Below are 17,100 nucleotides of genomic sequence, written 5' to 3'. Positions count from 1 at the left end.
GGCCACTATGGAGCCAACAATGTTTATTCTTCATCAACAACATCAATAATTTCATCGACAATCTCCGGCTCTTCACCAACCTCGCGGATCTCCGCAGCTGGCACTACCACTTCCATGCCTTCGATTTTTTCCACTACTTCATCACTCTCTTCGACTTCGTGAATAACATCTTCACCGCCGATTAATTCCACATCGAGGCCAAGACCTTTTAATTCTCTTGTTAATACATTGAATGATTCCGGTACGTTCAATTTTCTGATTTGCTCACCCTTGATAATCGCTTCGTATGCTTTACTTCGACCAGGAACATCATCAGACTTAATGGTCAAAATTTCTTGCAAACAATGCGCCGCACCATAGGCTTCCAAAGCCCAAACTTCCATTTCACCGAATCTCTGTCCACCAAATTGCGCTTTACCACCCAAAGGCTGTTGCGTAATCAAGGAGTAAGGTCCGATTGATCGTTGATGCACTTTGTCATCAACCATATGGTTAAGTTTTAACATGTATTTGTAACCAACGGTTACTTTATTATCAAAAGCCTCACCAGTCTTACCATTAAACAAGCGGACTTTACCATCACCCGGCAATCCAGCTCGAATCAATTCATCCTTGATTTGTTGTTCAGTGATACCATTCAAAACCGGAGTCGCTACTTTGTAGCCCAATTTCTTCGCCGCAAAGCCTAAATGAGTTTCTAACAACTGACCAAGGTTCATACGAGAAATAATACCCAATGGCGACAAAATAATATCAACTGGAGTACCATCTTCTAGGTAAGGCATATCTTCGATAGCCACCACTTTGGAAATAACACCCTTGTTACCATGACGACCAGCCATCTTGTCACCAACTTGAATCTTTCTTAAGTTCGCAACGGTAACTTGAATTGACTGATGCACACCTGCGGACAACTTATCACCCGCTTCACGCGTAAACTTCTTGATATCAACTACCTTACCATGTTCACCATGTTCAAGATAAAGAGATGAATCACGCACGTCTTTCGCCTTCTCACCAAAGATAGCTCTTAACAATTTTTCTTCCGCTGATAATTCTGTTTCACCTTTTGGAGTAATCTTACCAACCAAAATATCACCAGAGCTAACTTCAGCACCAATACGGATAATACCCTTTTCATCTAAATCTCTTAATTTTTCTTCACTAATATTTGGAATATCGCTTGTTACCATTTCCGGTCCAAGCTTTGTATCACGCACGTCGATTGTGTATTCTTCAATATGAATTGAAGAGAACACGTCATTACTTACCATTCTTTCTGATACAATAATAGCATCTTCAAAGTTAAATCCTTCCCAAGTCATAAAGGCCACCAAGACATTTCTGCCCAAAGCTAATTCACCACGATCGATAGAAGGACCATCACTCAAAACTTGACCTTTCTTAATCACTTCGCCTTGGCTCACAATCGGTCTTTGATTGATACAACTAGATGCATTAGAGATTAAAAATTTAGTCAATTCGTAGTTCTTTCTTTCACCATTCTTATATTCAACCTTAATATGCGCTGCATCCACACTGATTACTTTACCATCGTCCTTTGCTACCACCACGTGACCAGAGTTAATCGCCGCATTGGCTTCAACACCAGTACCCACAATCGGAGAATCAGGAAAAATCAAAGGCACAGCTTGACGTTGCATGTTTGTACCCATCAAGGCTCTCTGTCCATCGTCATGTTCCATAAATGGAATCAATGAAGTCGCTACAGAAATAATTTGATTCGCTGCCACACCAACAAAGTCAATGTGATGCACGTCTACGCTCGAAGGCTTGCCATGCACACGGCCTTCACAACGATGCACCAAAAAGTGACCGTTCTTATCAATCGGAGTTGTAAACGCTGTCGTTGTATATTTTTCTTCTTCAAAAGCATCAAGATAAACAATCTCGTGAGTTACTACCGGTTTGATCGGAATAGTAATCCCCGCTTCAATCTCGTCCGCCATTTTCTTCGCTACTGCTGAATTGATGGTTTCGCCTGCTTGAATCAAAAGCTTGCCTTGTTTGCCATCTTTCATTGCATAAATATCATCACGAGTAATCTTGCCTTCAGTAATTTTTGGATCATTTTCAATATCAGTCAAAACTTTTCGATAAGGCGCCTCCAAGAATCCGTAGTCATTCAACTTCGCATAACCGGCAAGGTGACCTACTAAACCAATATTCGGACCTTCCGGAGTAGCAATCGGACAAATACGGCCGTAGTGAGTAGCGTGCACATCACGCACGTCGAAACCAGCGCGTTCTCTGGTCAAACCACCAGGACCCATCGCGGACAAACGACGCTTGTGTTCCAATTCAGCCAAAGGATTTGTTTGATCCATGAATTGTGACAGCTGGGAAGACATAAAAAACTCCTTCACTACAGAAATCACTGGACGAGCATTGATCAACTTACCAGGATTAATTTCTTCCAAATTAGCAGTACTCATTCTATCTTTCACGATACGCTCCATACGAGCCAAACCAACACGGAATTTGTTTTGAATCAATTCACCAATGGCTCGCACACGACGATTACCCAAATGATCAATATCATCTTCAGGCTCTTGAGTAATATTCAATCTGATAACTTCTTTAATAATCGCTACCAAATCTTCTCTTCTTAAGATTCTAGTTTCTTTGTTGTTTGGAATATCAAATCCAAATCTTCGATTCAATTTATATCTACCAACACGGTCAAAATCATAACGGTCAAAACGGAAGAACATCGAGTGAATCAATTGACGTGCGTTATCAGTAGTAGCCAAATCACCCGGTCGAATTCTCTTATATACTTCCTTCAAACCTTCCGCTTCATTCTTAGCTAAATCCTTAGAGATAGTCGCATCAATATAACCTTCGTCTTCACCCTCTCTTGGAATATCAACATCTTTAAATAATGCTTTAATCGCCTCATCAGTTTCAATGCCAAAAGCCCGCAACAATGAAGTAACGGCTACTTTTCTCTTTCTATCAATTCTGACCCAGATAACTTTGTTCGCGTCTGTCTCCAATTCTAACCAAGCACCACGATTTGGAATAATCTTCGCTCCGTAATATTTTTTGCCCTTCAAAAACTCAGCGGTGAAAATAACACCCGCACTTCTGATTAACTGAGACACCACTACACGCTCAATACCATTAACAATAAAAGTTCCGTTATCAGTCATTAATGGGAAATCTCCCAAAAATACCTCTTGCGCGGAAACTTGTTCAGTTCGCTTATTTACCAATTTCACCTTTACCCGCAAAGGCGCTTCATAAGTAATATTCTTCGCCCGACTCTCAACTTCGTCAAATTTAGGCTCATCAAGGACATAATCCTCAAAATATAGCTCCAAGTCACGACCGATGAAATCAGTCACTGGTGAGATCTCATCAAAAAGATCAGCTAATCCATTTTTTAAAAACCAGTTATACGAGTTCTTTTGAACTTCGATAAGGTCTGGCATCGGCATTGACTCAGCGATATCAGTAAAATACTTTCTATCCTGATGTCCTCTATACTTAGTGGTTTTTGTCTCGGGCATATACGTTATATATTTAAATTTATTATTATGTAAACTAATTATTGTCGTAATGTATCCAGTCTCCCTCTCCTGGCCAGGAGAGGGTTAGCGTAATCCTCGTCCAATCTAATATAAAGGGGACGGGGTGAGGTTGTTTTTCTGTGTGTGAACGCGAATTTTTGCACTAACCTTTGCGGAAAAAAAAGATGTATTTCTTTTAAAATACAAAAAAATCTCAATTACCAAATTTGAAATTGAGTCTGCCCTATGCGGGACTTTTTTAACTTAATTTAAGAGAATAAATGTTCACCTAAACTTGAAATTAATGTTTTATTAATAGGCTATGGGGAAATGATTTAAAAACATATTCGCCGATATTTGTCAACGAATGTCTTATAATAATAACAAGGGGCATCGCTCTTGTCAAGAGGTTTATTTTTGTTTAATTTTAGCAAATGTTAATATCTTTTGATATTCTAAAAAATAGTTACTACTTTTTCTTCAAATTATTCAGTAATCCGCGCGCAGTTGCCCGATCATCCCAAGTAATCCGCTCCCCATTCGCCACGCAAATTGCCTGCTCGCTGCCTTTGCCAGTAATCAGCACAATATCGTCTTTTACCGCCATTTCTAGCGCTTTTTTAATGGCTTCACCGCGATCCATGATTTTGAATAGGTTTTGGTCTAGTTTCTTGCCTTCATTTTCCGCTCCTAGCGCCACTTGGTCGATAATTAGCTGAGGATCGTCGTCATATGGGTCTTCATTGGTTACTATGACAATATCGGCTCTCTTGCCTGCGATAGCGCCTAATATTGGTCTTCTGGATACATCACGGCCGCCTCCAGTTGAGCCTAGGACGTGAATAATTTTATTGTGGCTGATTAATTCCACTGTGTCATATAATTTATTAACTGCATTAGGTTCAAAGGCATAATCCACAATCACGACAAAATCTTGACCTTCGTCGATTCTTTCCAGGCGACCAGCCACACCGTCTATTTTTTCTAACCCTTCTCTAATTTTCGCCTTTGGCAATCCCTGCACTAGACCGATACAATAGGCAAACATGGCATTCAGCGCATTAAACGTGCCCAACACTCGCAAATTTATAATCCGACCATCAATACTAAAACTCGTGCCAGCTCCACTCACTTTAATGTCGCCATATTCCAAACACTGCATAGTTTCATTATCACTTTGCAAACATCTATCAGCGGTAAAAACAATTTTACGATCTGCCCAAAAATCCAAGAAATAATCGACATTATCATCGTCACCATTAGCTACAATCACCTTTTTAACTCTTTCAAGACCAATTTTCTTCATCCCACTATCTGCCTTCTCCACTATTTTCGCCTCATTCATAAACTTATGCTTGCAATTTTTCAAATGCGCAAACAACTTGCCCTTCGCCTCTTTGTAATTCTGGAAAGAGCCGTGCGACTCGATATGTTCCGGGTACAGCCCAGTAAAGACTAGCCAATCATAATTGATAAAACGATGGCGAAACTGAACCACGCCCTCGGAGGTCGTCTCCACAATCGCATACTGGCAACCATTTCGCACCATATCCCGCAACATTTTCTGCGTAAAGAAGCGCCCCACCATCGTCATTTTCTTATCATTCAACCATTCCCGATTCCCATTATGAAACATCGCCGTCGAAGTAAAACCCACTTTCAAGCCGGCATTTTCCAAAGTTTTGGCAATCAAATAAGTGCTCGTAGTCTTCCCCGTCGTCCCCGTCACCCCGATCACAATCAGCTTTTCGCTCGGAAAACCATAAAAAAAAGCCGCTAACCAAGCCATAAAATAGTGATATGGCGGTTGCAATGCTTTAAAGACTTTTTTGGGAATCAATTTTTTAACTAGATTTAATGTTTTCATAATGTCTTATACACATCATAACATTTTAAAAAAAATCTGTATAGCTTGACAAGATATTGAATATGTGCTATTATATCAATTATGAACATTTAAAAAAAATCCTCAAAAAAGGAGACACAAACAATGTTGAAAAAACTGGAATCAATAAACGTGCCAATTATTGGATTATGTGTAACGTTTGCAGGAATGGGAATACTCCTATATGTGCTGACAAATTATTTTGCTCAGAATATCGAACAAACCAGCAAAGCCCCTTGCATCCCATTCATATTCATGGGATCAATAATCCTGGGCATGGTAATTATTGGGAAAATTCTGAGTGATGCTTACAGTTTTGCCAACAGAGACAAACGCGAGCTCAAAAACCGTCGACGCCAACAGCGTCAAGAATAATGACTGAGTTATCTCTGTTAACAAAAAACGCCCCGTGGAAAATTATTTCACGGGGCTCTTTATTTTTTGTAATTTAAAACCAATTGTTGCATATTCGCGTCGATCATCGTAATTTTACAACAATTAAAATTTTCGTCGCAACCAACGGAGGGCTTGGTAGGCTTTATACGAGAAGTTATTAAAAATCACATCGAAGGTACCGGGATAGGTTTGCTCTTGTCCACCGAAGCCTTTTTTGAAGCGGGTCACCCCTGGCCATTTGATTTCGTCGATGCCGTAGAAGTCGTAATGTTTATAGCCGAGATTTTTAGCTTGTTTGATTATTTCCCACTGCAAGAGATACGGCGCCATGACGTTGCGGTCTTGGTCGGAAGAGGAGCCGTGAACGTAGGTCACCATGTCGCCGAAGAAGGTGATAATATTGGCAGCGATGATGCGGCCTTCGTATTCGGCGAAATATAGTTTTATTTTTAATTCATCTGACATCACCCTCACGCCAACGACGCTGCGACTCGGTTGCGGTGTCGATAGCATTTTTTTGTAATAATCTTTGCCGTGCAAACGAAAACCGTCGCGCTCGACTGTTTCACTCATTAGTGCCCAGAATTTATCAAACTCATCAATCCCCGCCTCGCGTATCGTCACGCCTTTTTTCTCGGCTAGACGAATATTATAGCGCGTCTTCTGGTGCATTTCTTTTAATAAATTTTCCTCGGTGTTTTCTAAGTTCAAAATCAAAGTCTTACTAGGTTGCACATCGATTGTTTGTCTAACTTTAAAACTCGTACCTTTTAGATAAAAATCATCAGTCGGATCAAAACGCAAAAATAGACAATTTTCTGTTTGCGCGATTTTTTTTATCTCTGTAAAAAGAAAATTCCAAATCTCAACTTTTGGCCCCTCTTCCAACTTGAAACCAGCCGTGACCGAATATTGAATCCGAGAAAACCAAAACACCGGTCCGCGCGGACAATAAAAATACGCCTTGCCAGCGCCGATGTTTTTTTTGATTAAAGAAACAACGGCCATAATCTTACCGTCCTTCTCAACTCCAAATCGAAAAACCCGCTGCCCCACCCGCTCCTGAAATTCACTCCATTCATGAGACTGCAAAAACTGACTATATCTTTGTTCGGCGAGGAAATTATTTAATTTTTCTTTATTTAATTCAATTAATTTCATAGATGTATCTTTGTAATCTCAGAAAAATCACCATCACCAACTACCACCGCATCGTAGGCTTCCAAAAATTTATCGCGATTTTCCTCAATTTTTTTATTTAAGAATCCGATTTTTAAAATATTGTCATGTTCCAAGCCTTCAACCATGAACACATCTTCAAGCGCATCACCAAAAAGTAAAACATTTTTTCGCTCCTTGATTTGATCGTAAAAATAATATTCATGCAAAACAGCTTCGTTCTTATTAACCGTGTGTATTACCGGCTTTTCAATATCAATCGCCTTGCCCTGTTCATCCCATTTAAAACCGTTAGACACAATATGAACATTGTCTAATAATAAATTCTGCTCGCGCAAATAAAATTCAATAGATTCACGTCCTGATGCGGCGGCGGAAATAATAACAATCGGCACATTTTCCATGTGCATTTTCTCCATGAATTCTTTTACGCCCGCGCGCAATCGAACACTGTGTGAACGTGTTGCTTTTTCAACGTCATCCTTGGTTAATCCGCACTCGATCAATAAATCAAAATGAGCATGCCACCATTCATCCATCGCTACCGCTTTTTCTTCACGCGAAATATCATGATTAATTTCAATCGGATAATACTTATCAAACAATGCTTGTGCTCGTGCCGGATAATCAGGCGTCAAATATCCTTCTCGTCGCAAAACCGAAATCAATGACGGTGTCTCAACACCGTCCACAACAGCACGCGTTAAAGTTTTGTCAAAATCAGTTAAAACGTGCAAGTTTTCAAAACCGCCCGCTCTTATCGCTTCAACTTTTTTTATAAAACTTGCCTCATTGGCAACTAAAAAATCTTTACTCATTATTTTAAATTTAGATTAACTAAACATTCTGCAAGGCTTTGCGGATACGCTCACCGCTGTTCGTGATGCTCGGATCAACTTTTTTCAAGGCGTCGCGGGCTTGTTGCAAGGAATAGCCGAGCGCCATGAGGGCGTCGATTTCGTCGCCGGATGATTGCATCGTGCCGGTGCCGGCGTCATTTGCTTTGATGCCAGTAAGGGCGCTAACCTTGTCACGTAGCTCCAGGACGACGCGCTCGGCGGTTTTTTTGCCAATGCCGGAGACTTTGGTTAATAGGCTCGCGTCGCCTCGAAGGATTGATTCTTTGATGTCGTCGGTGCTAGCGACTGAGGTGACACCAAGGGCGGATTTGGGACCGATGCCAGAGATCGATAAAAGCAATTCGAACATTTCCATTTCGTCAAGATTGCGGAAGCCGTAGAGATCCGAGGCGTCTTCTTTGACATGATGGTGCAAGTATAGCTCCACATCTTGGCCTAGATCTAGTTCAATCTGATACAGTGAATTCACAAAAACCTTATACCCGACATCGTGAACGTCCAAAATCACGAAACCCTTACCTTTATTCTTGATTTTTCCTTTTAAATAAGCCAGCATAGTATTATTTCTTAATTCAAAATTCCTATTTCTATTTTACATTAGTCCGACGTTTCCGTAAATAGGCAAAAATATTGATTTTTTGGAATAAATATGCTAGGATTAGACTATGAAATATAACCTCTACACAACCTCAGAAAAGGCTTGGGATGCGATGCTAGAAACCATAGAACAGGCCAAGAAATCGATATACATTGAAATGTATATTTTTTCTCAGGACACTTTTCAGAGTCATGATTTTATTAGTGCTCTCAAACAAAAAGCGGACGAAGGTGTGCGCGTTGTCATTATTGCCGATGCTTTTGGGAGCGAGTCTTTAAAAAAGGAAGTTTCGAGTGAGATTGAAAAATCAAAGATTGAATTTATTTTTTTCTCTCACTGGATCAGGCATATTCATCGCAAAATTTTGATTGTGGATGAAAAAGTTGCCTTCATTGGTGGTGTTAACATCAAGAAAAGTTTTATTCACTGGGATGATTTACAACTAAAGGTCAATGGCTTAATTGTAAAAAGAATTTTACGCTCTTTTGCTTACACCTACGCGATGTCCGGTGGCGCTAATCCTAAAATTTTAAAACGTCGTGAAAATAAATTTTCCGGTCGCGTTAAAAACCTTCTGATAGACCATTGGCCGATTCGCAACATTAATACGCTCAAAAAACATTACATTGAAAAAATCAACGACGCCGAAAAAAGCATTCAAATCGTTACTCCCTACTTTACACCACCACGTTGGTTGATTTCCCTACTCGACAATGCCTCTCGACGCGGTGTTAAAATCGAGATTTTGATTCCGGCCAAGTCAGATTTACCCATTGTTGATCGATTAAATTACAATTACATCAACAAGCTACACGCTCTGGGCATTGATTTTTATCTCAATAATAAAATGAATCACGCCAAGTTGCTCATCATCGACGGCAAAGAGGGCCTCATCGGCTCGCAAAATATTGACCCGCTTTCTTTTGAACTCAACACCGAAGCGGGTATCTTTTTTCAAGAAAAAAAATTACTGAACGAGTTGTCAGTAATTATTGAAGGGTGGAAAAATAATTCGGTTAAGTTTGAGGCGGGAAAATATAAAATGAAGCTGGTTGATTATGCGATTTTGATTGCAATGAAGGTCTTTCGACCGATTCTTTAAATACTTGTCATTCATGATTCCCTCTCCTTGCCAGGAGAGGGTTAGGGTGAGGTAGTAGCGACGAGGAATGAATAGGAATATCAAATAATGCTCCCTCACCCCAGCCCTCTCCCGGCGGGGCGAGGGAGATTGCCACTGATGTTTTTATTATACTTTTCTCCGCAACACGCTGAACTCCGGAATCTCAAAACTGGTCTCAATTAAAACCATTTTTTCTTGCCCGCCGTGCGCCTTTTCGATTAGTTCTTCAGTTTTGACATCATACATTTTTTTCAATTTCATCTTCTTTACTTCATAATACGGCATTACAATCTCAATCTCATCGCCAGTTTTAATTACGTTGTGAACTTTTACCAGGGTTAAAAAACTTTTTCCCTTCTTTGTTGAAGCTTTCACTACTTGCCCGCAAAACTCCCATCCAATCGCTTGATGTGTATTCTCGATGTCCTCATCCGCCTTATCGCCCACCAAAAATCCAGTCGTAAAGCCACGGCTGACAATCTTTTCTTCCAGGTCTTTCTTCATTTTCTTAATTTCTTTCTTCGCTTCTTTTTTGTCAGTCAAAAGCAAATCAATTGCTCGACGATAAATACCAGCAATCATCGCTTGGTAATAAACACTCTTCGCCCGACCTTCAATCTTAAAACTAGTCACCCCGGCATCAATTAACTCCTCTAAATAATCCAGCAACATCAAATCCTTAGAATTCAAAATATAAGTCCCATGCTCCTCTTCGATAATCTCCAATGGTGAATTCGGTCTTTTCTCTTCGGATATAAAATGGCTATCGCTATTTAATTTTTCATGCTTAACATTATATTTCCAGCGACACGGCTGTACACAATCTCCCAAATTAGCAGATTTGTCGACAAAATGTTTTGACAAAAAACAACGACCAGAATAAGCCATACACATAGCGCCGTGAATAAAATATTCCAACTCTAATTTTGGCACACGCTTCTTGATTTCCTTGATCTCGCTCAAAGCAACCTCTCGTCCCAAAACAACGCGCTGTACACCCAAATCATGCCAAAATTTGGCTGCCTGCCAATTAGTGCAGTTCGCCTGCGTGGACAAATGAATCTCGGCTTGAGACCAGACACTTTTGATAACTTGAATCACGCCCGGGTCAGCAGCAATCAAAGCATCGACGCCAATTTTTTTCAAAACTTTGACATATTCAGTCAATTTATCTAAATGCTTATTGTGCGCAAAAATATTAGTTGTAATATAAATCTTCTTACCCAATTGATGACACAATTCAGTTGCCTCTTGGATTTTTTCTAAATCAAAATCATTAATACGCACACGCAACGAAAAATCTGGTATCCCAGCGTAAACCGCATCCGCTCCAAAAGTCAGTGCTGTTTTCATTTTTTCCAAATTCCCAGCTGGTGCTAATAATTCAATTACATTTCTCTTATTTTTAGTCATGTCATCACTTTACAAGATTTTTATTAAAAAATCAATACAAAAAGAGGCGCACTGATTATGCCCCTCTTTTATAAACTAAAAAATATTCTCTTATTTACCCAAAACAGTTTTTACCTTATTCGCAATTTCATCAGTAGTAAAATGTGCTTTTACCATATAGCCGGTTGCACCCATCTCTGTTGCTTTTTTAACGTCATCATCTTGCCCCAAATTAGAAAGCATGATAATCGGCACTGTAGCTAATTTTTTATCCTTTGACCGTCTAATTTCGCCCAAAATTTGAAAACCATCAATGGCTGGCAAAATAATATCCAAAAGGATGATGTCTGGCTTAATAGCCTTGGCGCCCTCCAAAGCTTGCATGCCGTCAACGGCTCGATAAACCGTATATTCTTCCTTGACTAATTTCTTACTACATATTTCTCCCAAAAATGAATCATCTTCAACTAACAAAACTTTCAAGCCCTTACTGCCGATTTTGCCATCAACTGGATTCAAAACTGATTCATCAAAACTTGCAGCCGCCCCACCACTTAAATAGGAATTTACTTTTTTCAAAACATCAGTCGGACTAAAATCAGTTTTTATTAGATGGTCAACTGCTCCTAATTTTTTAGTCTTCTCTATCTCAACCGGCTGACCTGAATTTGAAATAACAATAACTGGAATTTTGATATTTTCCTCATTCATCGCCATCAAAACACCGTAGCCATCAACCTTTGGCATCATAATATCCAAAAGAATCAAATCTGGCTTCCATGATCTAATTTTCATCAAGCCATCCTCACCATCATATTTCGCCTCCACGTCATAACCCTCCTTGATTAGTTTTGCTGAAAGCAATTCAACTAATTGTTGTTCATCCTCCACGATTAAAATTTTCTTCTTGATTTCTTTTTCCATAAAATTTTTTATAATAAATTATTTTTCTTCTTTTTTTAATGGCAGGGTTAATACAAATTCGGTTCCCACACCTTCTTCACTGCTAAAGGTTATTTCTCCACCATGTTTATTAATAATATTCTTCACCATAAACAAGCCCAACCCTGATCCCTCTGTTTGCATACGCGTTACATTACTGGCTCTAAAAAATTTCGAAAACATCTTCTTCTTATCTTCTTCAGGAATACCAACTCCATTGTCCTTAATTTTAATTTTCAAAAAACTACCCTGAATCTCCAATGTTATTTCAATCTTGCCCCTATCTGGTGCATACTTAACTGCATTCTCGATCACATTTTGCAAAACCAACGTCATTTTCTGGCTATCCATAAATAATAATGGCAATTTTTTGGGCTTATTTACAACTAAATTAATCCACTTATCCTTAATTTGTGGCTGCAGACTATCGAGAACAAGGTCTAGCTCTTTTAATAAGTCACCTTCATCAAAAGAATAACCAAATCGCCCTTCCTCAATACGTGAAACATTAAGCATGTCATTCACTAATTCAATAATACGCTCATTACTTCGATAACCCTTAAAAAGCATCTCCGATTGCTCCTCATTTAATTTGCCAGTGTCTCCATCTAGGACCATTTTTATCGCCCATTTAATAGCTGATAGCGGTGTTCTGAGTTGATGAGCAGCAATAGAAATAAAATCGGATTTTAATTTATCAAGAATTTTTTCCCTGGTCAAATTATTAAAAATTTTCATTACGCCTAAATTGTTACCATTTTTATCGACCACGTCGACTGTAATAATCTTATAGGTCAGCTCATTACCAACATGCTTAACAACAACTTCCTCCTCGGTTGGATCCTGAGATTTTAATTCCTTACTCGTCTTTATAGCATAATCACACTTAGTTAAGCTTTTAAAATTATTCATAGAAAAAGCGCCATCGCCGGGAACCTTTTTACCCAAACTGCTTTCATCAAAACCAAAAATTTCACGCGCTGATGGATTAATAAGAATTATCTCATCACTACTATTAATCAAAATTATCGGATCAATAAAATTGGAAATTATAGCCTCGGTTTTATTTTTTTCCTTCTCTGCCCTTTCCCTTTCCTTCTTCAGCTCGCCAAAGGCGTTAAGCATGGATTTCTCTGAGCGTTCAAGGTCTTTGATCTGCTTATCAAATTCTTTATTTTTTTTAGTTACTTCTTTTTCCTTCTCGATTAATAACTGAGATGTTTTCTTTAATTGCGTCCATTCATTTTTTCGATACTCTGATACTTTTTCCAACTCATCCGCCTTGATCAAAAGACTTGCATCCTGATCCACGATAAACTTAATCATCCGAGAAATAAATAAAGAGATAATAATAAAAATACCAAAAAATATTATGAAATCATTTAACGATTTTGACAAATCCAATCCATTAACACCAACATAGTGAACGAAGTTCAAATAAGCAATCAATAGGATCGAAATTAGCGCCGTCAACAAAACACTATTAGTTCCCAAAATAACAGCCGAGGAAATAATCGGTAGAAAGAAAAACACACCAATCAACAGGCCGCCCTTAATGATCAAGGTCATGGAAAAAATAAGGAGAAGTTCGACTGCGATTTGAAAAACACTAAACAACGTTAATGCAAAACTAGAATTTTTCTTTTTTATCTGCTTTAAAACAAAAAAAGAAGAAAAATTTATCAAAATAAAAATAATAAAAATTAAAGAGAACAAGAAAGCCGAACGATGATAAATCGAGTAATTTGCAATAAAAAATATAATTAAGCCAATCAAAAAAATAGCCGTTCCATAATACCACTTAGCAGAAACAAGCCATTCATTTAATTCAATTTTTCTATCCAGCTTAACACTCACAAATCAATTATTATTTAATAATCAACCTCCCTTTATTATATTCTGTATAAATTATAGCATATTTTAATCAAAAAAGCACTATTTTATTTCTTTTCTTCATCAATATCCCTAACACCATCGCCATCTGAATCAATAAATAATTTTGGATATTTATCCTGCGTGTAGGCTATATTACTCATATAACCTTTTTCCTTCCATGGATTATCCGACTTAAAAGGATCTAGGGCAAACCATAGTTCTTGATTATCCAAAAGGCCATCACCATCACTATCCATCCATTCCTTTTTATTACCAAAATATGCTTCACAAACCTTAAGATACTGTTCATCGGGAAGCAAGCGACAATTTTTAACATTTTCACCATTTATTATAGGCGCAAAACCCCTATAGCTCAAACACTTATTGACCAAAACGCTATCGGCAAACACTCGGCAATCCCCTCCGCTTCTCAAGATGCACTGATTAAAATATTCTCGTGTTTTTATAGACTTACAATTTTCAATGTCTCCAATCCTATCGGCAAATTGATCTCCATTATTTAGGGCTATAAATCTATCAATACATTCTTCAGCCTCTTCCTCTTCGGCAATCTGTTTGCAAATATTCTTGTCATTATGAAAATTTGCGTTACCGGACAAACAAGTATCTCTTCTTTTTTCATCCAAAATTTCTAAACAATATTTATAATCATTTACCTCTCCTAACTTATAGAAACACTCGTCTTTAAAATAATTCAATTCTTTGCACTTATCAATTTTTTTATTGTTTAATATATCAATAAACAGTAACTCTTCAAGACAAACTGAGCGATCATTTGCTGGAATCTTTTCACAATCGTCTTTCTTCAAAGTAAAATAAACTGCCGGCGGATTAACTTTTGCGAAATCGATTGGTTTTGCCTCTTTTAATTTAATTTGATTATCAAGCTTGATTACATTAATTTTTTCCTCAAAAGTCATCTTTCTTTCGGCTATGATATTTTTGTAAGTCTCGCTCTGCAACAAATAAGCAACCACCATCGCAACTGCTAGAATAATAAAGATAGACAATATTAAGTTTTTTTTATTTTTAAAAAAATTCATATTTTTTATTGACAATAACAACCGGTTGAACCTAAATAATATTTTAAAGTATTAGTACTGTTAACCCAGCAATAATTTCCAGTAGAGTAATAACCAAACTTCTTTTTACAGTCTGTTCCAGCGGTATTTGATGAAGAGTAACAATTACTAGGATCCATATCATGTGACACAAACGAACAATTACCAGTTTGCACATTTGGATAACCCACGCCCACGCAAACCTTTCCCCTATTCTTGCATACCGCATCACAGGTGTAATAGTAATTTGAGGTATAGCTGCTAATATGCGCGGTCGACAATGTCACCAAGCCAGCGACAACGTCATTGGGATACACAATCTGATTTGGGTCTGCGGGGTTTGTTACCGCTGGATAAATCGATGGAGTAATCACAGAAACTCCATCAAAGTCCACGCTAGGATTAATAGTTGCTCCTTCGGTTAATTTCTTACAACAATAATCATACTTTGGCGGGTCAAAAACGTCCATGCCACATACAAACTGATCATTATCACAAACATATGCGCCCTTCTTGCAACCTGTTCCAGTATTGGGATCATTAGGATCAGTTTGTCCCTCGTAGCAACCGCGACCTAGATAATTTTTATTGGCATAGCAAACTGTTCCAACGGCTGGAAATTGACACACAGCGGGATCACACATTGAACTATACAAGTTATTTATTCCACCCGTGCCAATTATATTGTTACTAATCGTTACACAATCCAAGTCAGTATCGTCAGAGTCCTTTACGCCATATTTTTTTAATCCTTCACATTTTTGCTTAGCATCGGTAATACTAGCATCGCACTCTTCCCTGTTGAGAGTGCCGCTTGCTCCATCCTGCAAAAACCCATCCCCGCACCAACCACCAATATAAACACAGGCGCCAGTGCAATTATCCAAGAAACCCGAACAACCGCCAGTACAATCATATTGCTTATTTTGACTACTATCACCAGGCGTAAGAGCGATATTATCCGTGCCGTCGCATTGCTCCTGCCCATTATCAATTGCTCCACCCTTACCTTCGGTATTTTGACTTTGTCTAACACTGTCACCACAATAATTATTGACATGCAAATCATAGCTAACTGGCTTACTAATTGCACCATACTCGTCAGTAGCAATTATTGTAATAGGGAAAATACCAATATTAGCTGGACTCCCTTGAATAAGCCCGCTAGCATCAATCCCAACCCCGAGAGTTGACTGGGTTAATTTGTAATCGTTAACCAGATTACCGTCTTGATCAGTGGCATTAATCTGACAGACTTGATAAGAAGTAGCCTGTCTGGTAATTTGTTGACAGTTTAACGGCGTGGTAATTACTGGGGAATTATTAATCACTTTAACGTTGAAGTCCTTATTGGTGGGTTCTTCATACTGATCACTAAAAATCATCGAAAACAAATAGTTGCCGGCCACATTATTAGTGCTAGTGGCCAAAGTTCCAGCAAAAGAAAATTTATATCTTGATTCGGGATTATTCAGATCAATTTGACCAAAAGTAACCACTGGTAAAACCCAGTTAGATATCGCGTAACTCAACGTATAGCCCAAGGGATAATCAGAGACCAAGTCATAAACCTCAAATGCGGTTTTAAAAGGATTGGTGGTGCTGGCAATATACTCTCTGTCAGATGATAAGACCACTGGTCCATCGTTAACGACGGTAATAGTAAATACTTGAGTTGTTGACGCCTTGCCATCACTGATGCTAGCCGTAAAAACATATGACCCTCTTTTGCCGGTTTTGGGAGCAGCAATTTTTCGCTCGTTCTTATTAGGCGAGTTACTAACGATTGGCGCTAAACCACCGCTCCACGACACCCATTGATCTGCTGGCGCAAAGTCAGGTTGAAAATTAAAAGTCCAGATAATATCATCATTGTCAGAATCAACAGCCTTGATATAGCCGACAAAATTTAGTCCAGAATTAATTATTGGCAAAGCAAAACCATTGAATTTAGGAGCATGATTATCTTTGGATTCTGTTACTTGATAACTATTATTGCTGCCTGTATCACCAGCTGCCCCGCCACAAGAACCACTACCTGTTCCCTGTACATAGCTCGATTCCATGGTAGCACAGATGTCATAAGCCGCACCCTTGCTATCTGTCTGATAAACAAAGGCGCTGCTACCGGCTGGTAGATTTACTTGTGAATTATTTGGATCGCTGTCGGCGAATTTTCTTTCCTTTTCGTCCCAACAAGTTTTAGGATTAAAATTAGCGGGACAGGAACCT

At 38.7% G+C, this 17,100-nt stretch carries 12 protein-coding genes; 2 read left to right on the top strand and 10 right to left on the bottom strand.

Annotated elements, in window-relative coordinates; all coding sequences use genetic code 11:
- Positions 1 to 23: 23 nt before the first annotated feature.
- Together KKD45_00060 and murE are read right to left on the bottom strand one after the other, a co-directional pair.
- On the bottom strand, positions 24 to 3,536 hold the full coding sequence (locus KKD45_00060; protein MBU4308897.1) for a DNA-directed RNA polymerase subunit beta: 3,513 nt from the start codon (positions 3,534 to 3,536) through the stop codon (positions 24 to 26).
- 469 nt (positions 3,537 to 4,005) lie between these two features.
- Positions 4,006 to 5,403 carry a UDP-N-acetylmuramyl-tripeptide synthetase gene (murE, locus tag KKD45_00055; GenBank protein ID MBU4308896.1) on the bottom strand — a complete coding sequence of 466 codons (1,398 nt, stop codon included), beginning with the start codon at positions 5,401 to 5,403 and terminating at the stop codon, positions 4,006 to 4,008.
- Positions 5,404 to 5,526: 123 nt separating this feature from the next.
- Here murE and KKD45_00050 point away from each other — a divergent pair, with 123 nt between their 5' ends.
- Positions 5,527 to 5,796, top strand: a complete 270-nt coding sequence (locus tag KKD45_00050) for a hypothetical protein (GenBank protein MBU4308895.1) — start codon at positions 5,527 to 5,529, stop codon at positions 5,794 to 5,796.
- A gap of 123 nt (positions 5,797 to 5,919) precedes the next feature.
- Here KKD45_00050 and KKD45_00045 read toward each other — a convergent pair whose 3' ends face one another.
- The 3 genes from KKD45_00045 to ruvA are packed head-to-tail and all read right to left on the bottom strand — an operon-like array spanning position 5,920 to position 8,412.
- A complete protein-coding gene (locus KKD45_00045; protein ID MBU4308894.1) occupies positions 5,920 to 6,978 on the bottom strand; it encodes a peptidoglycan bridge formation glycyltransferase FemA/FemB family protein in 1,059 nt (352 codons plus the stop codon).
- Positions 6,975 to 7,814 (bottom strand): haloacid dehalogenase-like hydrolase, encoded by an 840-nt coding sequence (locus tag KKD45_00040; protein ID MBU4308893.1) that lies wholly within the window; start codon positions 7,812 to 7,814, stop codon positions 6,975 to 6,977. Before KKD45_00040 ends, KKD45_00045 begins: the two co-directional genes overlap by 4 nt.
- A 19-nt stretch (positions 7,815 to 7,833) precedes the next feature.
- Entirely contained in the window at positions 7,834 to 8,412 is a 579-nt protein-coding gene (gene ruvA, locus KKD45_00035) for a Holliday junction branch migration protein RuvA (protein ID MBU4308892.1), read from the bottom strand.
- A gap of 109 nt (positions 8,413 to 8,521) precedes the next feature.
- On the opposite strand from ruvA, the gene KKD45_00030 reads away from it, so the two are divergent.
- A complete protein-coding gene (locus KKD45_00030; protein ID MBU4308891.1) occupies positions 8,522 to 9,556 on the top strand; it encodes a phosphatidylserine/phosphatidylglycerophosphate/cardiolipin synthase family protein in 1,035 nt (344 codons plus the stop codon).
- A 147-nt stretch (positions 9,557 to 9,703) separates the two neighbouring features.
- On the opposite strand, the gene KKD45_00025 is transcribed toward KKD45_00030, so the two are convergent.
- The 5 genes from KKD45_00025 to KKD45_00005 all read right to left on the bottom strand — a co-directional run.
- Positions 9,704 to 10,990 (bottom strand): U32 family peptidase C-terminal domain-containing protein, encoded by a 1,287-nt coding sequence (locus tag KKD45_00025; protein ID MBU4308890.1) that lies wholly within the window; start codon positions 10,988 to 10,990, stop codon positions 9,704 to 9,706.
- 90 nt (positions 10,991 to 11,080) lie between these two features.
- On the bottom strand, positions 11,081 to 11,893 hold the full coding sequence (locus KKD45_00020; protein ID MBU4308889.1) for a response regulator: 813 nt from the start codon (positions 11,891 to 11,893) through the stop codon (positions 11,081 to 11,083).
- 18 nt (positions 11,894 to 11,911) lie between these two features.
- Positions 11,912 to 13,768: a PAS domain S-box protein gene (locus KKD45_00015; GenBank protein MBU4308888.1), complete on the bottom strand. Its 1,857-nt coding sequence runs from the start codon at positions 13,766 to 13,768 to the stop codon at positions 11,912 to 11,914.
- Positions 13,769 to 13,851: 83 nt separating this feature from the next.
- Positions 13,852 to 14,850, bottom strand: coding sequence for a hypothetical protein (locus KKD45_00010; protein MBU4308887.1), 999 nt, complete (start codon positions 14,848 to 14,850; stop codon positions 13,852 to 13,854).
- 5 nt (positions 14,851 to 14,855) lie between these two features.
- A partial coding sequence (locus KKD45_00005; protein MBU4308886.1) for a hypothetical protein occupies positions 14,856 to 17,100 on the bottom strand: 2,245 nt, incomplete at its 5' end.

This window comes from Patescibacteria group bacterium (genome assembly GCA_018897195.1).
Classification (GTDB): domain Bacteria; phylum Patescibacteriota; class Patescibacteriia; order Patescibacteriales; family UBA12075; genus JAHILH01.
Note: the sequence above shows the minus strand (reverse complement) of the source record. Positions and strands in the feature narration are given on the sequence as shown.

What these genes read in the sequence shown, in the direction of transcription:
- KKD45_00025 (MBU4308890.1), bottom strand. Translation starts at nt 10,990, where the DNA reads ATGACTAAAAATAAGAGAAATGTAATTGAATTATTAGCACCAGCTGGG.
- KKD45_00045 (MBU4308894.1), bottom strand. Translation starts at nt 6,978, where the DNA reads ATGAAATTAATTGAATTAAATAAAGAAAAATTAAATAATTTCCTCGCC.
- KKD45_00040 (MBU4308893.1), bottom strand. Translation starts at nt 7,814, where the DNA reads ATGAGTAAAGATTTTTTAGTTGCCAATGAGGCAAGTTTTATAAAAAAA.
- KKD45_00010 (MBU4308887.1), bottom strand. Translation starts at nt 14,850, where the DNA reads ATGAATTTTTTTAAAAATAAAAAAAACTTAATATTGTCTATCTTTATT.
- ruvA (MBU4308892.1), bottom strand. Translation starts at nt 8,412, where the DNA reads ATGCTGGCTTATTTAAAAGGAAAAATCAAGAATAAAGGTAAGGGTTTC.
- KKD45_00050 (MBU4308895.1), top strand. Translation starts at nt 5,527, where the DNA reads ATGTTGAAAAAACTGGAATCAATAAACGTGCCAATTATTGGATTATGT.
- murE (MBU4308896.1), bottom strand. Translation starts at nt 5,403, where the DNA reads ATGAAAACATTAAATCTAGTTAAAAAATTGATTCCCAAAAAAGTCTTT.
- KKD45_00020 (MBU4308889.1), bottom strand. Translation starts at nt 11,893, where the DNA reads ATGGAAAAAGAAATCAAGAAGAAAATTTTAATCGTGGAGGATGAACAA.
- KKD45_00030 (MBU4308891.1), top strand. Translation starts at nt 8,522, where the DNA reads ATGAAATATAACCTCTACACAACCTCAGAAAAGGCTTGGGATGCGATG.
- KKD45_00060 (MBU4308897.1), bottom strand. Translation starts at nt 3,536, where the DNA reads ATGCCCGAGACAAAAACCACTAAGTATAGAGGACATCAGGATAGAAAG.